Source organism: Sedimenticola thiotaurini (assembly GCF_001007875.1).
Classification (GTDB): domain Bacteria; phylum Pseudomonadota; class Gammaproteobacteria; order Chromatiales; family Chromatiaceae; genus Sedimenticola; species Sedimenticola thiotaurini.
In genome coordinates this window covers 2674245-2693218 of record NZ_CP011412.1, presented here as the reverse complement: position 1 = coordinate 2693218, position 18974 = coordinate 2674245, and the positions used below count along the sequence as shown (strand labels likewise).

At 61.2% G+C, this 18974-nt stretch carries 15 protein-coding genes; 11 read left to right on the top strand and 4 right to left on the bottom strand.

Annotated features, from left to right (window positions below; translation table 11 throughout):
• The first annotated feature begins 97 nt into the window (after window positions 1–97).
• Together AAY24_RS12370 and AAY24_RS12365 are read left to right on the top strand one after the other, a co-directional pair.
• On the top strand, window positions 98–502 hold the full coding sequence (locus AAY24_RS12370; RefSeq protein ID WP_046859943.1) for a MerR family transcriptional regulator: 405 nt from the start codon (window positions 98–100) through the stop codon (window positions 500–502).
• Between the two features lie 86 nt (window positions 503–588).
• On the top strand, window positions 589–2058 hold the full coding sequence (locus tag AAY24_RS12365; RefSeq protein ID WP_046859942.1) for a sensor domain-containing diguanylate cyclase: 1470 nt from the start codon (window positions 589–591) through the stop codon (window positions 2056–2058).
• Window positions 2059–2082: 24 nt separating this feature from the next.
• On the opposite strand, the gene topA is transcribed toward AAY24_RS12365, so the two are convergent.
• The 4 genes from topA to AAY24_RS12345 form a co-directional block, all read right to left on the bottom strand.
• On the bottom strand, window positions 2083–4362 hold the full coding sequence (gene topA / locus AAY24_RS12360; RefSeq protein ID WP_046859941.1) for a type I DNA topoisomerase: 2280 nt from the start codon (window positions 4360–4362) through the stop codon (window positions 2083–2085).
• A 140-nt stretch (window positions 4363–4502) separates the two neighbouring features.
• Window positions 4503–4979, bottom strand: a complete 477-nt coding sequence (locus tag AAY24_RS12355) for a Smg family protein (protein WP_046859940.1) — start codon at window positions 4977–4979, stop codon at window positions 4503–4505.
• A 122-nt stretch (window positions 4980–5101) separates the two neighbouring features.
• Window positions 5102–6292 (bottom strand): DNA-processing protein DprA, encoded by a 1191-nt coding sequence (gene dprA, locus AAY24_RS12350; protein ID WP_082117133.1) that lies wholly within the window; start codon window positions 6290–6292, stop codon window positions 5102–5104.
• 27 nt (window positions 6293–6319) lie between these two features.
• Window positions 6320–7357: a LysM peptidoglycan-binding domain-containing protein gene (locus AAY24_RS12345; protein WP_046859939.1), complete on the bottom strand. Its 1038-nt coding sequence runs from the start codon at window positions 7355–7357 to the stop codon at window positions 6320–6322.
• A 132-nt stretch (window positions 7358–7489) separates the two neighbouring features.
• On the opposite strand from AAY24_RS12345, the gene def reads away from it, so the two are divergent.
• The 9 genes from def to AAY24_RS12300 all read left to right on the top strand — a co-directional run bounded on the left by def (window position 7490) and on the right by AAY24_RS12300 (window position 18973).
• The gene (gene def / locus AAY24_RS12340) at window positions 7490–8017 is read left to right on the top strand and encodes a peptide deformylase (protein ID WP_046859938.1); all 528 of its coding nucleotides are present in this window, start codon (window positions 7490–7492) and stop codon (window positions 8015–8017) included.
• 61 nt (window positions 8018–8078) lie between these two features.
• Window positions 8079–9017: a methionyl-tRNA formyltransferase gene (fmt, locus tag AAY24_RS12335; protein WP_046859937.1), complete on the top strand. Its 939-nt coding sequence runs from the start codon at window positions 8079–8081 to the stop codon at window positions 9015–9017.
• Between the two features lie 18 nt (window positions 9018–9035).
• Complete coding sequence (gene rsmB, locus AAY24_RS12330) at window positions 9036–10355, top strand: 16S rRNA (cytosine(967)-C(5))-methyltransferase RsmB (protein WP_046859936.1); 1320 nt, start codon at window positions 9036–9038, stop codon at window positions 10353–10355.
• Window positions 10352–10948, top strand: coding sequence for a DUF4390 domain-containing protein (locus AAY24_RS12325; protein ID WP_046859935.1), 597 nt, complete (start codon window positions 10352–10354; stop codon window positions 10946–10948). Before rsmB ends, AAY24_RS12325 begins: the two co-directional genes overlap by 4 nt.
• On the top strand, window positions 10930–13158 hold the full coding sequence (locus AAY24_RS12320) for a sensor histidine kinase (RefSeq protein ID WP_046859934.1): 2229 nt from the start codon (window positions 10930–10932) through the stop codon (window positions 13156–13158). Before AAY24_RS12325 ends, AAY24_RS12320 begins: the two co-directional genes overlap by 19 nt.
• Window positions 13155–14522 carry a sigma-54-dependent transcriptional regulator gene (locus AAY24_RS12315; protein ID WP_046859933.1) on the top strand — a complete coding sequence of 456 codons (1368 nt, stop codon included), beginning with the start codon at window positions 13155–13157 and terminating at the stop codon, window positions 14520–14522. The genes AAY24_RS12320 and AAY24_RS12315 overlap by 4 nt, the downstream gene beginning before the upstream one ends.
• A gap of 84 nt (window positions 14523–14606) precedes the next feature.
• The gene (gene trkA / locus AAY24_RS12310) at window positions 14607–15980 is read left to right on the top strand and encodes a Trk system potassium transporter TrkA (protein ID WP_046859932.1); all 1374 of its coding nucleotides are present in this window, start codon (window positions 14607–14609) and stop codon (window positions 15978–15980) included.
• 65 nt (window positions 15981–16045) lie between these two features.
• Window positions 16046–17497, top strand: a complete 1452-nt coding sequence (locus AAY24_RS12305; protein ID WP_046859931.1) for a TrkH family potassium uptake protein — start codon at window positions 16046–16048, stop codon at window positions 17495–17497.
• Window positions 17498–17506: 9 nt separating this feature from the next.
• Complete coding sequence (locus tag AAY24_RS12300) at window positions 17507–18973, top strand: FAD-linked oxidase C-terminal domain-containing protein (RefSeq protein WP_046859930.1); 1467 nt, start codon at window positions 17507–17509, stop codon at window positions 18971–18973.
• The last annotated feature ends 1 nt before the right edge of the window (window position 18974 follow it).

Sequence of the window (18974 nt, the reverse complement as noted above, 5' to 3'; positions counted from 1 at the left end):
GTTTGATTGACAAATTTGGTTGACCCTACAGTGGGTTTAGGCCTTAAAGTCAGACGTGCATTCACTTTAAATATCTTAAAGTGATGAAAGGTAATCTATGGATGACACATTGACTATTGGGCAGTTGGCTCGTAAAGCGGGTATCGGTGTCTCGGCGATACGTTTTTATGAGCAGAAGGGGTTGATAGAGGGCCCGCCACGCAATAAATCCGGCTACCGTCTCTACTCTCACAAGATAGTTGAACGGGTACAGTTCATCAAAAATTGCCGGGATCTCGGTTTTCCTCTGCGCAGTGTGGCGGAGCTGCTCAAGCTTTGCTATTCGGAAAACAGCGAGTTTGAGTGCAGTGTCATTCAAGAGAGCATCCGCCAACAGCACGAGTTGGTTTTACAACAATTTGAGATCCTAAACCGCCAGCGCGCCAAGCTTGAACGGCTGCTAAACGCCTGCCCCAGTGGGTCGGGTGGGGAGTGTGAGTTCATCAAGATCATGCTCGAATAGCGCTGGCTATGGTCTGCCTGATCGCGAGGCCGCCCTGGGTAACCCCTCTCCGCGGTTAATCGAACAGGCCAAGGGACACTAGATCTATGGAATTGGATGCGCAGTATTCCTTAAGCCCGGTGTGGCGTAATCTGTTTACCCTGGTCCGCGGCCGGGGGCTCTTTCCGCACAGCATACCGCTGCTGTTCGGTCTGTTCTATTACCTGTTGGGACTGGCCTCACTGCACTGTACCCATCAACCCGTCGGCTTCACGACCATCTGGATACCTTCCGGGGTGACGTTTTTCGTGGTGCTGTTCGGCGGATACCGCTGGATGATCGGTCCGCTGGTGGGTATGTCACTGCTGGTAATACACCTGCAACTTCCGCTGCCTGCGGCCGCCGGGGCGGTTCTGGGAGCGCTGTTTGAAGCGCTGCTGCCGGTTATGTTACTGCGTGCCCTGAATTTCAACCCAAAGCTGAACCAGATTCGTGATGTGATGCTGTTCATCACCGTCGCGGTAGTGATGGGGCCGCTATTCTCCGCCACCCTGGGCACCCTGGGGCTCAGTTACAGCGATGTCCCGCACACCATAGGTCTGGTTGATATCTGGTTGCTCTGGTGGCTGGGTAACAGCCTGGGTTGCCTGATAATAGCCGGGTTGCTGCTCACCCAGGCGACTTCCGGGGAGCGGCCTGTAACCCCCGGTTGTCGACTGTTTGTACTGTCCCTGCTGGCCGGGGTGGCCCTGACCAGCATGCTGAGCGTGATGCAGATGTCGGCCGGAGAGCCGACCCTGCTGCTGTTCGCCCTGGTGCCATTGATTGTCTTTGCCGCCACTTTCTGCGGTCGCCAGGGGGCCACGTTATTGGCATTTGGTGCCACGCTGGCCTCCATGCTGACCCGCTGCTATGTGCCACCGGATCTGTACGCGACCCACATGGTGGGCCTGTACAGTCTGGATGTGGCGTTGATCTGGGTAGCCTCCTTTACCGGCCTGGTGGTGGCATCAGCCTATTCCGAGCATGGGGTGTGCGCCCGGTATGAACGCCTGGCGCAGCATGATGGTCTGACCAGCCTGTTCAACCGGGTCACCTTTCAGCAGCGTCTGACGCGCGCCCTGGAAAGCGCCAGGCGCGATGGCCGGTTTCAGGTACATGCCCTGATGTTTATCGACCTGGACGATTTCAAGCAGATCAACGACCGGTTTGGTCATCTGGTGGGCGACCAGGTGTTACGACGTATAGCCCGGTTACTGGTTTCACAGGTGCGGGGTCGGGATACGGTGGCCCGCATTGGTGGTGATGAGTTTGTTATCCTGCTGGAGAACTGCAGTGCCGAAACCGCCCGCCAGATGGCGGAGCGGATCGCGCAGGCAGTCAGGGGGTTACAGCTGCCTACCGAAGTTGGGGTCTGTCAGGTGACGGCCAGTATCGGTGTGACCCCGATCGGTGCCGGAACCAGCTCGGTTGAGGAGGCATTGGCGGCGGCGGACAGGGCCCACTACCGGGCCAAGCGCAGCGGCAAGAACCGGGTGCATGACTTTATCATGGATGCGGCTCCCGATGAGGGTTGATGCGTGCTGTCGAACGGAACCCGGTCAGGACTCCTCAACCGGTTCCGAATAGGAGCAATCCTTCTGCGGACAGACCTTCTCGGTGCCCTTCCGTTTGGTGGTTTTGATAGTCAGAATCGGCCAGCCGCAACTGGGGCAGGGTTCTGCAATCGGCTCATTCCAGGTGGCGTAGTCGCAATCCGGGTAGGTTGAGCAGGAGTAGAATACCTTGCCGCGCCGGGATTTGCGCTTCATCAGCGTGCCCTTGTTGCATTTCGGGCAGGTGACCCCGGTATCCTCAGGCTTTTCCAGCGGCTCGATATGGCGGCAGTTAGGATAATTGCTGCAACCGATGAACTTGCCGTATTTGCCCCGCTTGATCACCAGGTCGGATTGGCACTCAGGACACTTTCTGCCTTCAACTATGGTGGGCTCTTCCTGCTCCTTCTTGTCGCCATTCAGATCCCGGGTGTAGTCGCATTCGGGGTAGTTGGTACAGCCGATGAATCGGCCATGACGTCCCAGGCGGATCGACAGCGGTTTGCCGCAGGAGGGGCAGGCCTCATCCAGGGCCTCATGGGTCACGTCGCTGCGCTTGACGTTCTCCTGGGTGTGATCGATACGCTCTTTAAAGGGGGCCCAGAACTGGCGCAACAGGGGCACCCACTCCTGTTCGCCACGGGACACGGCGTCCAATTCGTCCTCCAGCCGTGCGGTAAAGTCGTAATCCACGTAGCGGGTGAAGTACTGGGTCAGGAACTTGTTCACCACCCGGCCCACGTCGGTGGGGTGGAAACGCTTCTTCTCCAGCTGCACGTATTCCCGATCCTGCAGGGTGGAGATGATCGATGCGTAGGTGGAGGGACGGCCGATGCCGTGTTCCTCCAGCGCCTTGACCAGGCTCGCCTCGCTGTAGCGGGGTGGCGGTTCGGTGAAGTGCTGTTCCGGGCGGATCTTGTTCAGGGTGATCTGTTCGCCCTCCTGCAGCGGGGGTAACAGCTTCTCGTCGTTGTCCCCCTTCTTGGCGTCATCCACCCCCTCCATGTAGACCGCCATGAAGCCGGGGCTGGCCACGGTGGAGCCGTTGGCGCGGAAGGTATTGCCTTCTCCGCAGGAGAGATCGGCCGCCACGGTATCAATGGTGGCGTGGATCATCTGGCAGGCCACGGTCCGTTTCCAGATCAATTCGTAGAGTCGGTACTGGTCCTTGGTCAGGTGGGCACGTAACGACTCGGGAGTGCGCTGGATCGACGTGGTTCGGATCGCCTCATGGGCCTCCTGGGCGTTCTTTGACTTGGTCTTGAAGCTGCGCGGCTGCTTGGGCAGTTGATCAGCGCCATACTGCTTGGTGATGAATTCGCGCAACTCCGCGATGGCATCATCCGACAGGTTGACCGAATCGGTACGCATATAGGTGATCAGACCGGTAGCGCCGCTGCCGGTATCTATTCCCTCATACAGTTGTTGGGCGGTGCGCATGGTCCGTTGAGCGGTGAAACCCAGTTTGCGGGCCGCCTCCTGTTGCAGGGTGGAGGTGGTGAAGGGAGCCGCGGGATTGCGCTTGCGCTGTTTTTTCTGGACCTTTTCGACCGTCAGCGTGCCACCCGCTGCCGTCAGCAGTTGCTGTTCGGCTGCCGCTGCCGCGTCGCCGTTGTTGATATCAAACTGTTCCAGCTTGTTGCCCCGGTAATGGGTCAGCTTGGCGCTGAATGGCTGCTCCTGTTTGACCAGGTCCGCTTCAATAGTCCAGTACTCCCGGGCGACGAAGGCTTCAATCTCCTCCTCCCGTTCCACAATCATGCGCAGAGCCGGACTCTGCACGCGTCCTGCGGATAGTCCACGGCGGATCTTTTTCCACAGCAGCGGTGACAGGTTGAAACCCACCAGATAGTCCAGGGCGCGGCGCGCCTGCTGCGCATTGACCAGATCCATGGACAGATCGCGCGGTTTCGCCACCGCCTCCTGCAGCGCCTTCTGGGTGATCTCGTTGAACACCACCCGCTGCACCTCCTTGTCCTTCAGCAGCTTGCGCTTCTTCAGCAGTTCATAGAGGTGCCAGGAGATCGCCTCGCCTTCGCGATCCGGGTCAGTGGCCAGTAACAGGGTGTCCGATTTCTTCAGCGCCTTGGCGATGGCCTGCACATGCCGGTCATTCCGCTCAATGACCTGGTACTTCATGCTGAAATCGTTGTTGGGGTCCACTGCGCCCTCTTTGGGTACCAGGTCGCGCACGTGGCCGTAAGAGGCCAGAACTTCATACTCCGGTCCCAGGTATTTCTTGATGGTTTTACACTTGGCGGGTGATTCTACAATTACCAGCTTCATCGGATCGGTTCGGTTATCCCTGTAATGTTGTCAGCTAAATTATGCAGTGCAGACAGAGGACAATCTGTCCGCAAGCGTATCGGCTGGCACAAAATTATTCTTAAATTAAGGCTAACGGGGGCAGCGGGCCCCGCTACAGTTTAGTGCAGATAGGCAGGAATATCGTTGTACACCAACTCTTCCATCTGCGCAAAAGCGCTCTCCTGTCCCGGCTGGTTGATCAGTACCATCAGCACCACCCACTTGATCTCATCGACCCCGATGGTATGGGTGCCCAGGGCGATCGACCGGTCGATCACCAGTTCCCGACCGGTGGCGTCCAGGATGCCGTTCTGCTCCAGGAACATCAGCAGTCCCCGCGAATCGGTATCGATACGGCGCTGCTCCTCAGGGGTGTAGACGCGCATCGCCCCTTGCGGCTGATGGTGGAAATTCTCCGGTGACTGCCGTTCGGCCAGCTCATCCATCCACTGAAAGGCCTTGTTGACCTCCTGTTCCGGAAATCCTGCCTCAACCAGTTCATCGTGGATCTGGCCCTGGTCGGAGATGGAATCCTGATCGCTGTCCATGTAATTCTCATAGAGGTAGATCAGGATATCGACTACATTTTCATTCATGCTGCGTCCTTCATGTGGGAGCCTGTGGGGACTTGACGTTGCTGAAACTTAACGATCGGTCAGGCCAGACAGGCTCCTGGCAATGCCAATAAATGCCGGTAATTACCGGAAAAAACTGCAAACTATGGTGGTTCAGTGCCCATCTTTCCGGTTCGACAATAACGTCCGCCGGGCGCAGCTGAGACAAAACCTTCCAGCTCTAGTAGAAGAAGCATGGAGGAAACCGCGTCTGCGGTCAATCCACTCCGTTCAATCAACAGGTCCACCGGGGTGGGATCGAAATCGAGTGCGGCCATCAATTGCTGGTACTCCTGATCCCATAAGCGTGCTTCCGGCTCTGCCTTGACGGTTGAGACAGGTTCGGTTCGCTCCAGCTGGGCGCCCAGCAGGGGTGCCAGCTCCTCCAGGATATCATCCGCGGTCTCCACCAGCTTGGCGCCCTGGCGAATCAGGGCGTGGCAGCCCCGGGCCAGGGGGTTGTGGATGGAGCCGGGAATGGCAAACACCTCCCGTCCCTGTTCCGTGGCCAGCCGGGCGGTGATCAGTGAACCGCTCTGACGGGCGGCCTCCACCACCAGGGTGCCGACGCTGAGGCCACTGATGATACGGTTACGGCGGGGGAAGTTAGCCGGTAACGGGGGCGTCCCCGGAGGGAGTTCGGAGACCAGAGCCCCCTGCTCGGCGATCTGGTGGGCCAGATCCCGATGCCTGGCGGGATAGACCCGGTCGAGGCCGGTACCGGTAACCGCCAGGGTGGGAGTGCTGCCTTGCAGAGCCCCCCGGTGTGCGGCGCCGTCGATACCGGCAGCCAGGCCACTGGTGATCACCAGTCCCGCCTGGGACAGGAAGCGGGCGAACTCCTGTGCGGTTTGTCGGCCGCTGGGGGTGGGGTTTCTGGAGCCCACTATGGCCAGCTGGGGCATGTCGAGGATGGCCGGATCCCCCTGGACGAACAGCAGGGGAGGTGGGTCCTCAAGCTCTTTCAGTAGTGTCGGGTAGCGGCCATCCGCCAGTGTCAGGATGGCTCTGTTCCCGCCTTCCTGCCAGCGCAGGTCCTGCTCCACCCGGTCCCAGTCCGGGTCCCGCAGCCAGTCGATGGACGCTTGTTTGAGCCCTTTGTGAGCCGGGTGCTGAGTGCTGAACAGGGGCTGCGGGTTACCCCCGGTAACGCCCAGCAGCCGGTTAATACCGCGGCTGCCGAGCCCGGGGGTATGCAGTAGCGCGAGCCAGTAACGGAGTTGGTCAGCCGAATGTTCGCAGGCACCTTCCCTGGCCTGTTGAGTGGGATCTTCACTCTTCTCCTGTGTGGACATCGGGTCGAGACACGCCTCCGTCGACAATTATGGATTGTGTACCCGGTCAAGCACGTGGATGGCGCGGGACGCCTGCATCACCAGCGCGAAGCTCACCCGATCGAAGGTGCGGAACACCATCAGCAAGCCGGCTGGCTCGTCGGGCAGGGTGACGGTATCGCCCCGGGTTTTGGAGACAACGTCCCGGATGGTCTCGCCCCGGTGATCGATAGTCAGCACATTACCGGCTTCCAGGCCATCACTGGCGCCGCGGTCCAGGACCACCACATTGTACTGGCCGATCTGGGTGACGCCATTGAGTACCGAGATGATACTACCGCTGACTTCCTGCTTGGGGGCGGCCGGGTAGAAGGTGTTCAGCGGCGTGTCATCTGACACCGGCAGCAGGCGGTCGCCTTTGACTGTTTCCAGCTCCATGCCCTGCAGCATCAGGGTTGCCGGATCGCCGGGCTGCAGCAGTTCACTGCTGCTGATGTAGAGCGCCTCGTAGCCGAGGATCTCGCCGGTATCAGCGTCCTTATAGGCATCCCCCGGTCGAACTACGTCAAATATTTTGTTGTCAGTATTATCGATACTGCGGACATAGGCCTTGATGTTATCGCTGCCGAGTATATGCTCATCCGCAAACGCCACCACGTAGGGGGCGCTCTCCATATCCGCCTGTTCCATGACGTAGGGGCGGGTGAGGAACTGGTGGATGGCGTCAATCGGGATGGCCGGGATAGCCCCTTCCAGGGGGGTGGAGCGCACCTGGGGTGACAGTTTCACCGTGGAGCCACGCTGCAGACTGAGACGTGGCTGACCGTTTACGTAGGTCATTGTGATAATATCGCCCGGGTAGATCAGGTGCGGATTGGCGATCTGGGGGTTGACATACCAGACGTCCGGCCACCGCCAGGGGTCACGTAGGAAGCGACCCGAGATATCCCACAGGGTGTCTCCCTTGACCACCACGTATCGGTCGGGGTGGTTGGGGTTGACGGCGACTGTATCGGCCGCCAGCGCACCCCACGAGATGAGCAGGCCGAATACCAGGTAGGCGAGCTTGTTGCTAGACGTAAACATGGCGATCCCTTTGCGTTGGCTGTTTGATCCAAGTGACTACTAAATACGGCCCGATGGCCGGGTCAGAATCCTGTATCATCATATTGTTAGCGAATTATTTTAGCTTTGTACTATAGATTGACGGAAAACCCAATGGCAATTCTGAACATACTTCATTTTCCAGACCCAAGATTGCGCAATAAAGCACAGGTTGTGAAATCTTTTGACGATGATTTGCGTAAATTGGCCGCCGATATGCTGGAGACCATGTATCAGGCACCGGGCATCGGGTTGGCGTCGACCCAGGTGAACGACCCGCGTCGCCTGGTGGTGATAGATATCTCTGAGGAGCGTGACGACCCCCTCTGTCTGGTCAACCCGGAGATCCTGGAAAAGCACGGCGAGCACAAGATGGATGAGGGGTGCCTGTCGGTGCCCGGCATCTATGAACCGGTGATCAGGGCGACCCATATTAAGGTGCGGGCGCAGAACCTGGATGGTGAGACGATCGAATTTGAAGCCGATGAGCTGCTGGCGGTCTGTATTCAGCATGAGCTGGATCACCTGGAGGGCAAGCTGTTCATCGACAACCTCTCCGCCCTGAAGCGTCAGCGCATCCGCAAGAAGCTGGAAAAAGAGGAGCGACAGGCGCAGCAGGAAAGCGTCAGTCAGGCACTTTGAGTCAAACCGGAACGTTTGAGCCCTCTCCCGATGGCCTGGGTGGCCGCGAGAACAATTTAAAATGAACAAGCAGTTAAAGATTATTTTTGCCGGAACCCCGGAGTTTTCGGTCCCGCCGTTACGCGAGCTGATCCATTCCCAACACCAGGTGGTAGCAGTCTACACCCAGCCGGACCGGCCGGCCGGTCGCGGCCGCAAGCTGACCGCCAGCCCGGTTAAGCAGTTGGCGCTGGAGCACCGGATACCGGTTTACCAGCCCCGCAACTTCCGGGAATCGGCCGACCTGGAGGCGCTGGAAGCGCTGCAGGCGGACCTGATGGTGGTGGTGGCCTACGGGCTGATTCTGCCGCAACGGGTGCTGGACGCCCCCCGCCTGGGCTGTATCAATATTCACGCCTCTCTGTTGCCCCGCTGGCGTGGTGCCGCGCCGATCCAGCGGGCGGTACTGGCCGGTGATGAGCGGACCGGCATCACCATCATGCAGATGGAGGCGGGACTGGATACCGGACCCATGCTGCTCAAGCGGGAGGTCGATATCGGTCCGGACGAGACCGGTGGCGCCCTGCACGACCGACTGTCGGAACTGGGGGCGGAAGCGCTGATGGCGGCCTTGCCGGGTATTGTGGATGGCTCCCTGAAGGCGCAGCCCCAGCAGGATGCGCAGGCCAACTACGCCAGCAAGCTGGAGAAGGCGGAGTCGGTGATGGATTGGAGTCGGGATGCCCGGGCCCTGGATCGCCAGGTGCGCGCTTTCAACCCCTGGCCCGTGGCCCAGACCCTGATGGAGGGGAAGGTGCTGCGGATCTGGGAGAGTACACCGCTTGACGGAACTGCCGATGCAGCGCCCGGCACCGTGGTCGCCTGCAACCGGGAGGGTATAGACGTGGCCACCGGCGACGGACTGTTGCGTATCCGCTCCCTGCAACTGCCGGGTAAACGGGCCATGAGTGCCGCAGACTTCCTCAACGCCCATGATCCCCAAGGGGTGGTGCTTGGTTAGCGGGTCGGAAGTGGCTGCATGAGTGCCGGGAGCACACAACCTGGCAACCCGCGGGTGGTGGCGGCGCAACTGTTGCGCCAACTGGCCGCCGGCCGCTCAATCTCTGATCTGCTGGAGCGGGGACTGAATGAGGTTGCCCCGCGGGACCGGGGGCTGGTGAAGGAGTTCTGTTTCGGCGTTGCCCGCTGGCGTCCCCGACTGGAAAAGATCGCCGGCGAACTGCTGAGCAAGCCGATCAAACCGAAAGAGGGCGAAGTCCAGGCGTTAATCCTGCTGGGCCTCTATCAACTCATCTATATGCGGGTGGCACCCCACGCGGCGGTGGCCGAGACGGTGGAGGCGGCCCGGCTGCTGGGAAAAAACTGGGCAGTGGGGTTGATCAATGCCCTGCTGCGCCGTTTTCAGCGGGAGCGGGACGCCTTGCTGGCACGGGCTGACGCCGACCCCCAGGGGCGCTATGCGGTGCCCGGTTGGTTGTTGAAGCGGCTGCGCAATGACTGGCCCCGGGACTGGGAGTCCATACTGCAGGCGGCCAACAGCCACCCCCCCATGAGTCTTCGGGTCAACCTGGCCCGCACCAGCCGTGAACAGTATCTGGCACAACTGACAGCGGCCGGCATGGCGGCCAGTCCCATTCCCCATGTTTCTGCGGGGTTGCAGCTGGAGCAACCGGTGGATGCGGAGGCGCTGCCCGGTTTTGCCGAAGGTCTGGTGTCGGTGCAGGATGGCGGAGCACAACTGGCCGCCGGTCTGCTGGACCTGCGGGATGGCCAGCAGGTACTGGATGCCTGTGCGGCACCGGGCGGCAAGTCGGGACACATTCTGGAGTCGGCTGCGGTGGAGCTGACCGCCATGGATCTGGATCGGCGGCGGCTCAAACGGGTACAGCAGAATCTGGACCGGCTGGGGGTGACAGCGACGGTGGTGCAGGGGGACTCGGCCAAACCCCAGGGGGCCTGGGCAGAGCGGCAGTATGACCGTATCCTGCTGGATGTACCCTGTTCGGCCACTGGCGTAATACGCCGTCACCCGGATATCAAACTGTTGCGTCGGGCGGCGGATATTCCCGCCCTGGTGAAGACCCAGGGGCAGATCCTGCGGGCTGTCTGGCCGCTGCTGAAACCGGGCGGGCGGCTGCTCTACGCCACCTGTTCCCTGTTGTCCGATGAGAACGAAGGCCAGGTGGGGCGGTTTCTGGCCCAGGCGCCGGATGCCCGGGAGCGGGCGCTGGAGGCGGACTGGGGCCGGACCCGCAAGGTGGGGCGGCAGACGCTGCCTGGTGAAGCGACCATGGATGGCTTCTATTACGCCTGCCTGGAGAAAACGGGCCAGCCATGAGCGGTTTTCAAGCCATAAACAGACATTGGAAACAGGGCGCCCGCCGGGGTCTGTGGCTCTCACTGCTGCTGTTCCTGCTCGTCTCCGCCGGGTCATCCCAGGCGGCCGGCTTCTCGGTGGAGGGGCTGAAAACGCGCAAAGTGGAGGGCGTCTACCTGATGGACGCGGACATCCACTACCAGTTCAGTGACCAGGCGCTGGAGGCGTTGGACAGCGGGGTGCCGCTGACCCTGGAGGTGCATACCCAGCTGCGCCGTGAGGGAGCCTGGATCTGGGAGGCGGACCTGCTGGATGTCCGGTTGCGCTACCGCATACTGCACCAGGCGCTGCACGGACTCTATCAGGTGACCGACATCGCGAACGGCACGCAACAATATTTTGCCACCCGCAAGGCGGCTTTCACCGCCCTGGGGCGGATTCGTGACGTGCAACTGATCGAAGCAAAAAAACTGCAGCAGGGGGAGACCTACAGACTCTCGCTCAAATCGAGCCTGGATATCGAGGCGCTGCCCCTGCCCCTGCGGCCGCTGGCGTACCTGAGTCCGGCCTGGAACCTGTCCAGTGAGTGGAGCCTATGGCGTCTGCAACCCTGAAGAGACTGGGCGGCGGTGCGCTGCCGGTGATCGCCCTGCTGGTACTGGTGCTGGTATCGCTGCACTTCATGAGCGGTGCCCTGCAGAACACCGAAGAGCTGAGCCGCCTGTTTATCCCCCTGCTGGTCACCAGTGTGCTGGGCCTGTTCGCCATGGTGATCGTGGTCAGCTTCAACATCGTCCAGATGGTGGCCCGCTATCGTCGCCAGGCGGCCGGTTCCCGGTTGGCGTTAAGACTGGTGGTGGTGTTCGTGGCCCTCTCCCTGGCACCGGTGGCGGTGGTCTACTACTACTCCCAGCAGTTTCTCCTCAAGGGGATCGACAGCTGGTTCGATGTGCATATCGATCAATCCATGGAAGATGCCCTCAGCCTGGGGCGGGCCTCCCTCGATCTGCACAAGCTGGAGCGGCTGAAGGTGGCCCAGCTGCTGCTGGGGGAGCTGTCCGGCTCATCAGTGGCGGGCCTGAGCCTGAGCCTGGAGGATCTGCGTGAGCAGTTCGGCGCCAGTGAGCTGGTGTTGATGGACGCCGGTGGCAAGGTGATTGTCAGCGTCAATGCCGATCCCAGTATCCTGATCACCAGCCGGCCCGATATGGCCCTGCTGCAACAGGTTCGCTCCGGTGAGGATTATGTGGGGGTGGAGCCGAACCCGAAGGTGGAGGGCCAGCTGGAAGTGCGTGCCGTGGTGGCGGACCGGATTCGCAGTCGCCTGTTGCTGGCCCGGTTTCCGGTATCCCGCTCCATCGCCGATCTGACCACCAAGGTGGAGGACAGCTACAGCCGCTACAAGGAGCTGGCCTTCCTGCGCAAGAGTCTGAAAAGCACCTTTACCCTCTCCCTGGCGATGGTGCTGCTGTTCAGCCTGCTGGCGGCCATCTGGGCCGCCTTCTTTACCGCCCGGCGGCTGGTCAAGCCGGTGGCCGGTATTGCGGAGGGGACCCGGGAGGTGGCGGAAGGCAACTACGGTCTGCAGCTGCCCCTGCCCAAGGCCAGGGATGAACTCGGCTTTCTGGTTGACTCCTTCAACTCCATGTCCCGGCGCATCGCCCATGCCCGTGATGAAACCGTGCGTACCCAGCGCCAGGTGGAGGCACAGCGCACCTATCTGGAGACGGTACTCGGACGACTCTCCTCCGGGGTGATCTCGCTGGATGCCAGTGGTCATCTGCGCACCGCCAACCAGGCGGCGGGGGAGATCCTGAAAGTGGATCTGTCCCGGATGCTGGGGCAGGATGTGGACGCGCTGGCCCAGATCTCGTCACGGTTGCGGCAGTTTGTCGAGGCGGTGCGCGAGCCGGTGGAGCAGGAACGGCGCGACTGGCGCGGCCAGATCACCCTGATTGGCGGTGACGGGCGCCAGGTGCTGCTCTGTCGGGGTACCCCGCTGGCCCAGCCGGATGATGAGTCGATGGGCTACGGGCTGGTGTTTGACGATATCACCAATCTGCTCAGGGCCCAGCGCGATGCCGCCTGGGGCGAGGTGGCGCGCCGTCTCGCCCATGAGATCAAGAACCCTCTCACCCCGATTCAGTTGTCCGCCGAGCGGTTGCGCCACAAGTACCTGAAGAAGATGGAGGGAAAGGATGCCGATGTGCTGGATCGCGCCACCCATACCATCGTCTCCCAGGTGGAGGCGATGAAAGAGATGGTGAACGCCTTTTCCGATTATGCGCGGCCATCCCGGATCGATCCGCAGCCGGTGGATCTGGACGCCCTGGTGAGCGAAGTGCTGGATCTCTACCGCAGTGCCGGTCTGGTGACCGGTCTGCAGGTCCGGCTGGAGGCGGACGGAGGCCGGGTCGAGGCCGATCCGGTACGTCTGCGCCAGGTGGTACACAACCTCATAAAGAATGCCCAGGAGGCGGTCAGCCCGGTGGAGAACCCGAAAATCGACATCAGTACGGCGTTGCTGGTGGAAAATGACTGCAGCGTGGTGCAACTGGAGGTGAAGGACAACGGACCCGGTTTCGATCCGGAGATCCTGCCCCATCTGTTTGAACCCTATGTCACCACCAAGACCCGGGGGACCGGGCTGGGTCTGGCGGTGGTGAAGAAGATTGCCGAAGAGCACGGCGGCAGCATCCGGGCTGATAACCGGGCCGAGGGGGGTGCCAGCCTGATCCTGCGACTACCGGCAATCGGTGCCGACCCGTCTGTCGACTGTATCGACCGGCCCGAGCAACTGAACAAGAGGAGCGGTAGCCAATGAGTGCAGCGCATATCCTGGTGGTGGATGACGAGCCGGACATCCGCACCCTGGTGAAGGAGATCCTGGAGGACGAGGAGTACACGGTCGACATGGCGGAAGATGGTGCCAGTGCCCGCAAGGCACTGCGTGACCGGCGGCCCGACCTGGTGCTGCTGGATATCTGGATGCCGGATCTGGACGGTATCTCACTGCTCAAGGAGTGGTCCGAAGGGGAGGGGCTGCCCTGTCCGGTGATCATGATGTCGGGTCATGGCACGGTGGAGACCGCGGTGGAGGCGACCCGCCTGGGGGCCTACGATTTCCTGGAGAAGCCGCTGTCGCTGGCCAAGCTGCTGCTGACCGTGGAGCGGGCCCTGGAGGTGGAGAAGCTGCAGCAGGAGAATATCGGCCTGCGTCGCCACACCCAGCATGTGGTGGAACCGACCGGCCGGAGCGCGGTGATGCAGCGCCTGCGGGAACAGGTCAAACGTATCGCCCAGCACGACACCTGGGTGCTGATCACCGGCGAGCCCGGTTCCGGCCGCGAGACGTTCGCCCGGTATCTGCACTCCCAGAGCGTGCGCCGGGACCGGCCGTTTATCGATGTCGGAGTCTCATCCATTGCCCGGGGCAACTCCGCTCTGGAGCTGTTCGGCAGCGAACAGGAGGGACATATCCACTACGGCGCCCTGGAGCAGGCGCGTGGCGGCACCCTGTTTCTGGACGAGGTGGCGGACATGGATATCGAGGCCCAGGGCCAGCTGTTGGGGGCGCTGGATGGGGGTGCCTTCCTGCGGGTGGGGGGCTCTGAGCCGGTTCAGATCGACGTGCGCATTATCGCCGCCACCCAGAAAAACCTGCAGGATGAGGTGCAGGCCGGCAATTTCCGTGAGGATCTGTTCTACCATCTTAATGTGGTGCCCCTGCATATTCCGCCGCTGCGTGAACACCGGGAGGATGTGCCGGAGTTGCTGGCCTATTACGTGGACAGTTACGTGGCCCATGAAAAACTGCCCTATCGGCGGTTTGACGTGGGGGCGCAGAACTTCCTGCGCAATCACAGCTGGCACGGCAACATCCGCGAGCTGAAAAACCTGGTGCAGCGCCTGTTGATCCTGGGCGCCGGTGATGAGATCACCCAGGACGAGGTGGAGGCGGCGCTGGGCAGCGTCGGTCTGGCGCTGGAGAGCGGTGCCCGCTTTCCGGTCTCGTTTGATCAGCCCCTGCGGCAGGCCCGGGAGGCATTCGAAAAGGCCTACCTGGAGTATCAGTTGGAGAAACACGCCGGCAATATGACCCAGATCGCCCAGGAATCCGGTATGGAGCGAACCCACCTGTATCGGAAACTGAAGGCACTGGGCATTGATGTAAAGGACAAACGGTAATAAGCTCGCCGCTCTGTACCGACTGACCGTGAGACCCGATGGGGCCACGGATCAACCAAATCCGGAAAGTGGCAGACAGACACAATGAAAATAATCATCCTAGGCGCCGGGCAGGTTGGGGCCTCAGTTGCCAATAACCTGGCGTCCGAGGCGAACGATATCACGGTGGTCGATCAGGACGCGGATCTGCTCCGGGAGCTGCAGGACCGGCTCGATCTGGGTACTGTTCAGGGACATGCGGCGCATCCGGAGGTGTTGATGCGGGCGGGCGCCGAGGATGCCGACCTGATCCTGGCGGTCACCAACAGCGACGAGACCAACATGGTCGCCTGCCAGGTGGCCTACAGCCTGTTCCACACCCCCACCAAGATAGCCCGGGTACGGGCCCTCGGCTTCACCAAGTATCCCCAGCTCTTCTCCCCCGAAGCGATGCCGATCGATGTGTTGATCAGTCCGGAGCAGCTGGTGACCGGCTACATCATGCGTCTGATTGAAAACCCCGGTGCCCTGCAGGTGCTGGATTTTGCCGGTGGCCGGGTACGCCTGGTGGCGGTACGCGCCTACTATGGCGGGCCGTTGGTGGGTAATGAGCTCCGTACTCTCTACGAACACATGCCCAACATCGAGGCGCGGGTGGCCGCCATCTACCGCCAGGGACGGGCCATCCAGCCGGAGGGGGACACCATTATCGAGGCCGATGACGAGGTCTTCTTCATTGCCGCCAAGGAGAATATCCGGGCGGTGATGAGTGAACTGCGGCGGCTGGACAAGCCGTTCAAGCGGTTGATCTTCGCCGGTGGCGGCAATATCGGTACCCGGCTCGCCCATGCCCTGGAACGGGACTACCAGGTCAAGCTGATCGAACGGGATCGTCGCCAGGCGCAGAAGGTGGCGGAGGAGTTGACCAAAACCATCGTGCTGCACGGCGATGTGGCGGATGAAGATCTGCTCATGGAGGAGAACATCGAAGGCACCGATATGTTCTGTGCCGTCACTAACGATGATGAGGCCAATATCCTCTCCGCCATGCTGGCCAAGCGGCTGGGTGCGCGCAAGGTGATGGCGCTGATCAACCGGGCCGCTTACGTGGACATGGTGCAGAGCGGGCCGATCGATATCGCCATCTCGCCCCAGCAGGCCACCATCGGCAGTCTGCTGACCCATGTGCGGCGGGGCGATGTGGTGATGGTGCATTCGCTGCGCCGTGGCGCGGCGGAAGCGATCGAGGCGGTAGCCCACGGTGATCCCAGCTCCTCCAAGGTGGTGGGCCGGGCGATCGAGGATATCAAGCTGCCGAAGGGGACCAATATTGGTGCGGTGGTACGGGGTGACTCAGTGCTGATCGCGCACCACGACACAGTGATCGAATCGGAAGACCATGTCATTCTGTTTCTGGTGGATAAACGGCAGATTCCGGAAGTGGAGCGGCTGTTCCAGGTGGGCATCACTTTCTTGTAAGGGGGCATCCCGGGAGTGGGTATGACCGCCGGTCATGACTCGCAGCACCGGGATAGCTGACGGATATGAAATTCAGCGCCATTCAACGCATACTGGGCATCCTGCTGATGCTGTTCAGTGGCACCATGCTGCCACCGCTGGCGGTATCCCTCTGGTATGACGATGGGGCCTACTCCGCCTTCCTGATCGCTTTCGTCATCATCCTGATGGTGGGTGGGATCTCCTGGGTCATGGTGTCGGATCAGCGGCGGGAGTTGCGTCTGCGGGACGGTTTCATGGTGGTGGTGCTGTTCTGGACTGTGTTGGGTATCACCGGTGCACTGCCGCTCTCCCTGTCGGATCACCCCCACCTGTCACTCACCGACGCGGTGTTTGAGTCCATATCGGGACTCACCACCACCGGATCCACGGTGATTATCGGCCTGGATGAGCTGCCCCGGTCGATCCTCTACTATCGCCAGCAACTGCAGTGGCTGGGGGGCATGGGTATTATCGTGCTGGCGGTGGCGGTGCTGCCGATGCTGGGTATCGGTGGCATGCAGCTGTATCGGGCCGAGACTCCGGGACCCATGAAGGACACCAAGCTGACACCCCGTATCACCGAGACGGCCAAGGCGCTCTGGTTTATCTACATGGGGCTTACCATCGCCTGTCTGCTGGGTTACTGGGCGGCGGGCATGTCCCTGTTCGATGCCATCGGTCACGCGTTTTCCACCGTCGCTATCGGTGGCTTCTCCACCCATGATGCCAGCATCGGCTATTTCGACAGCACCCTGATCGAGATGATTGCGGTGCTGTTCCTGCTCCTGTCAGGGGTCAACTTCGCGCTCCATTTTATTGCTATCAACCGACGTAATCTCCGGGTCTATCTGGTTGACAGTGAGTTCCTGTTCTACCTGATGGTGCTGCTGTTCGTGGCTGTTTTGGTGGTAGTGACCCTGCACACCACAGGAACCTATGACAGCTGGGGTGAGGCCTTCACCAAGGGGCTGTTCCAGGCGGTCTCCATCGGTACCACCGCGGGCTTCACTACCGCGGATTATTCATTATGGCCCGGTTTTATCGCCATTCTGTTGTTGTTCGCCAGCTTCATTGGTGGCTGTGCCGGTTCAACCGGTGGTGGTATCAAGGTGATCCGCTTTCTGCTGCTCATCAAGCAGGGTATGCGGGAGATCACCCGGCTGATCCATCCCAGTGCCCAGATCCCTATCCGGGTAGGGGGCAAGACCATCACTCCCCGCGTGGTGGAGGCGGTGTGGGGTTTCTTCGCTCTCTACGTGGCCAGCTTCACCTTCATGTATCTGGCCCTGGCTCTCACCGGGCTCGATCTGATGACGTCATTTTCAGCCGTGGCGGCATCGATTAACAATCTGGGGCCGGGGCTGGCCGGAGTCGGTCTCAACTATGCCAGCATCAACGATCCGGCCAAATGGATTCTCTGTTTTGCTATGCTGTTGGGACGACTGGAGATCTTTACCCTGCTGGTGCTGTTGTCACCGGCCTACTGGCGGAAATAGCAACCCCTCATGAGCGAAACCCCGAAGATTGATAAACCTGCACTGGTCAGGGCACTGCAGGAGCTGTTGCCCAGGGAGCTGATCCTGTATGACCAGGAGGATCTGCGCCCTTACGAATGCGACGGACTCTCCGCCTATCGCCAGGTGCCCCTGCTGGTGGTGCTGCCGGAGACGGCCGAACAGGTGCAGCAGGTGATGCAGTGTTGTCACCGGCTCGGCATACCGGTGGTGGCGCGGGGTGCGGCCACCGGTCTCTCCGGTGGCGCTCTGCCGTTGGCCAACGGGGTGTTGATGAGCCTGGCCAAGCTGAACCGGATTCTCGCCATCGACCCGCTCAACCGCACCGCCCGGGTACAGCCCGGTGTGCGCAATCTGGCCATCTCCGAAGCGGTGGCGGAGCAGGGACTCTACTATGCGCCCGACCCCTCATCCCAGATCGCCTGTACCATCGGTGGCAACGTGGCGGAGAACTCCGGCGGGGTGCACTGCCTAAAGTACGGACTGACCGTCCACAATGTGTTGCAACTGAAAGTGGTGACCGCCGATGGTGAACTGATCACCCTGGGGGTCGAGGCACTGGATGGCCCCGGTTATGACCTGCTGGCCCTGATGATCGGCTCGGAGGGGATGCTGGGTGTGGTGGTGGAGGTGTTGGTAAAGCTGCTGCCGACCCCGGAACGGGCCCAGGTGCTGCTGGCCGCTTTTGACGATGTGAGCAAGGCCGCCAATGCGGTGGGGGATGTGATCGCTGCCGGTATCATCCCGGCCGGTCTGGAGATGATGGATGGCCTGGCGATCCGCGCCGCCGAGGATTTTGTTCACGCCGGCTACCCGGTGGATGCCCAGGCCATTCTGCTGTGTGAACTGGACGGGGCCAATGCCGAGGTATCGGCCCACCTGGGCCGGGTGCGGCAGCAGTTGCTCGATTCCGGGGCCACCGAGGTACGCACGGCGGAGGATGAGGCGGAACGGACCCTGTTCTGGAAGGGGCGCAAGTCCGCCTTCCCGGCGGTCGGTCGTATCTCGCCTGACTACTACTGCATGGACGGCACTGTGCCGCGCAAACGGTTGGCCGAGGTGTTGCTGGAGACCAGCCGGCTGTCGGAACAGTACCAGCTGCCGGTGGCTAACGTGTTCCATGCCGGTGACGGTAATCTGCACCCGTTGATTCTGTACGACGCCAACAAGCCCGGCGAACTGAAACGGGCGGAGGATCTGGGGGCGGAGATCCTGGAGCTGTGCGTGCGGGTGGGTGGCACCATTACCGGTGAGCACGGCGTGGGGCATGAGAAGATCCACCAGATGTGTGCCCAGTTCAGCGCCGCCGAACTGGCCCAGTTCCATGCCGTGAAAAAGGCCTTTGATCCCCAGGGTCTGCTCAATCCCGGCAAGGCGATTCCGCAACCGCGGCGCTGTTCCGAGTACAAGGCGTTGGGAACCGATACCCTGACTGCGCCCAGCGCCCGGGGGGGTTAGC

Excerpts from the sequence above, each read along its gene's own strand:
- AAY24_RS12370 (WP_046859943.1), top strand. The coding sequence starts at position 98 with ATGGATGACACATTGACTATTGGGCAGTTGGCTCGTAAAGCGGGTATC.
- AAY24_RS12365 (WP_046859942.1), top strand. The coding sequence starts at position 589 with ATGGAATTGGATGCGCAGTATTCCTTAAGCCCGGTGTGGCGTAATCTG.
- topA (WP_046859941.1), bottom strand. The coding sequence starts at position 4,362 with ATGAAGCTGGTAATTGTAGAATCACCCGCCAAGTGTAAAACCATCAAG.
- AAY24_RS12355 (WP_046859940.1), bottom strand. The coding sequence starts at position 4,979 with ATGAATGAAAATGTAGTCGATATCCTGATCTACCTCTATGAGAATTAC.
- dprA (WP_082117133.1), bottom strand. The coding sequence starts at position 6,292 with ATGTCCACACAGGAGAAGAGTGAAGATCCCACTCAACAGGCCAGGGAA.
- AAY24_RS12345 (WP_046859939.1), bottom strand. The coding sequence starts at position 7,357 with ATGTTTACGTCTAGCAACAAGCTCGCCTACCTGGTATTCGGCCTGCTC.
- def (WP_046859938.1), top strand. The coding sequence starts at position 7,490 with ATGGCAATTCTGAACATACTTCATTTTCCAGACCCAAGATTGCGCAAT.
- fmt (WP_046859937.1), top strand. The coding sequence starts at position 8,079 with ATGAACAAGCAGTTAAAGATTATTTTTGCCGGAACCCCGGAGTTTTCG.
- rsmB (WP_046859936.1), top strand. The coding sequence starts at position 9,036 with ATGAGTGCCGGGAGCACACAACCTGGCAACCCGCGGGTGGTGGCGGCG.
- AAY24_RS12325 (WP_046859935.1), top strand. The coding sequence starts at position 10,352 with ATGAGCGGTTTTCAAGCCATAAACAGACATTGGAAACAGGGCGCCCGC.
- AAY24_RS12320 (WP_046859934.1), top strand. The coding sequence starts at position 10,930 with ATGGCGTCTGCAACCCTGAAGAGACTGGGCGGCGGTGCGCTGCCGGTG.
- AAY24_RS12315 (WP_046859933.1), top strand. The coding sequence starts at position 13,155 with ATGAGTGCAGCGCATATCCTGGTGGTGGATGACGAGCCGGACATCCGC.
- trkA (WP_046859932.1), top strand. The coding sequence starts at position 14,607 with ATGAAAATAATCATCCTAGGCGCCGGGCAGGTTGGGGCCTCAGTTGCC.
- AAY24_RS12305 (WP_046859931.1), top strand. The coding sequence starts at position 16,046 with ATGAAATTCAGCGCCATTCAACGCATACTGGGCATCCTGCTGATGCTG.
- AAY24_RS12300 (WP_046859930.1), top strand. The coding sequence starts at position 17,507 with ATGAGCGAAACCCCGAAGATTGATAAACCTGCACTGGTCAGGGCACTG.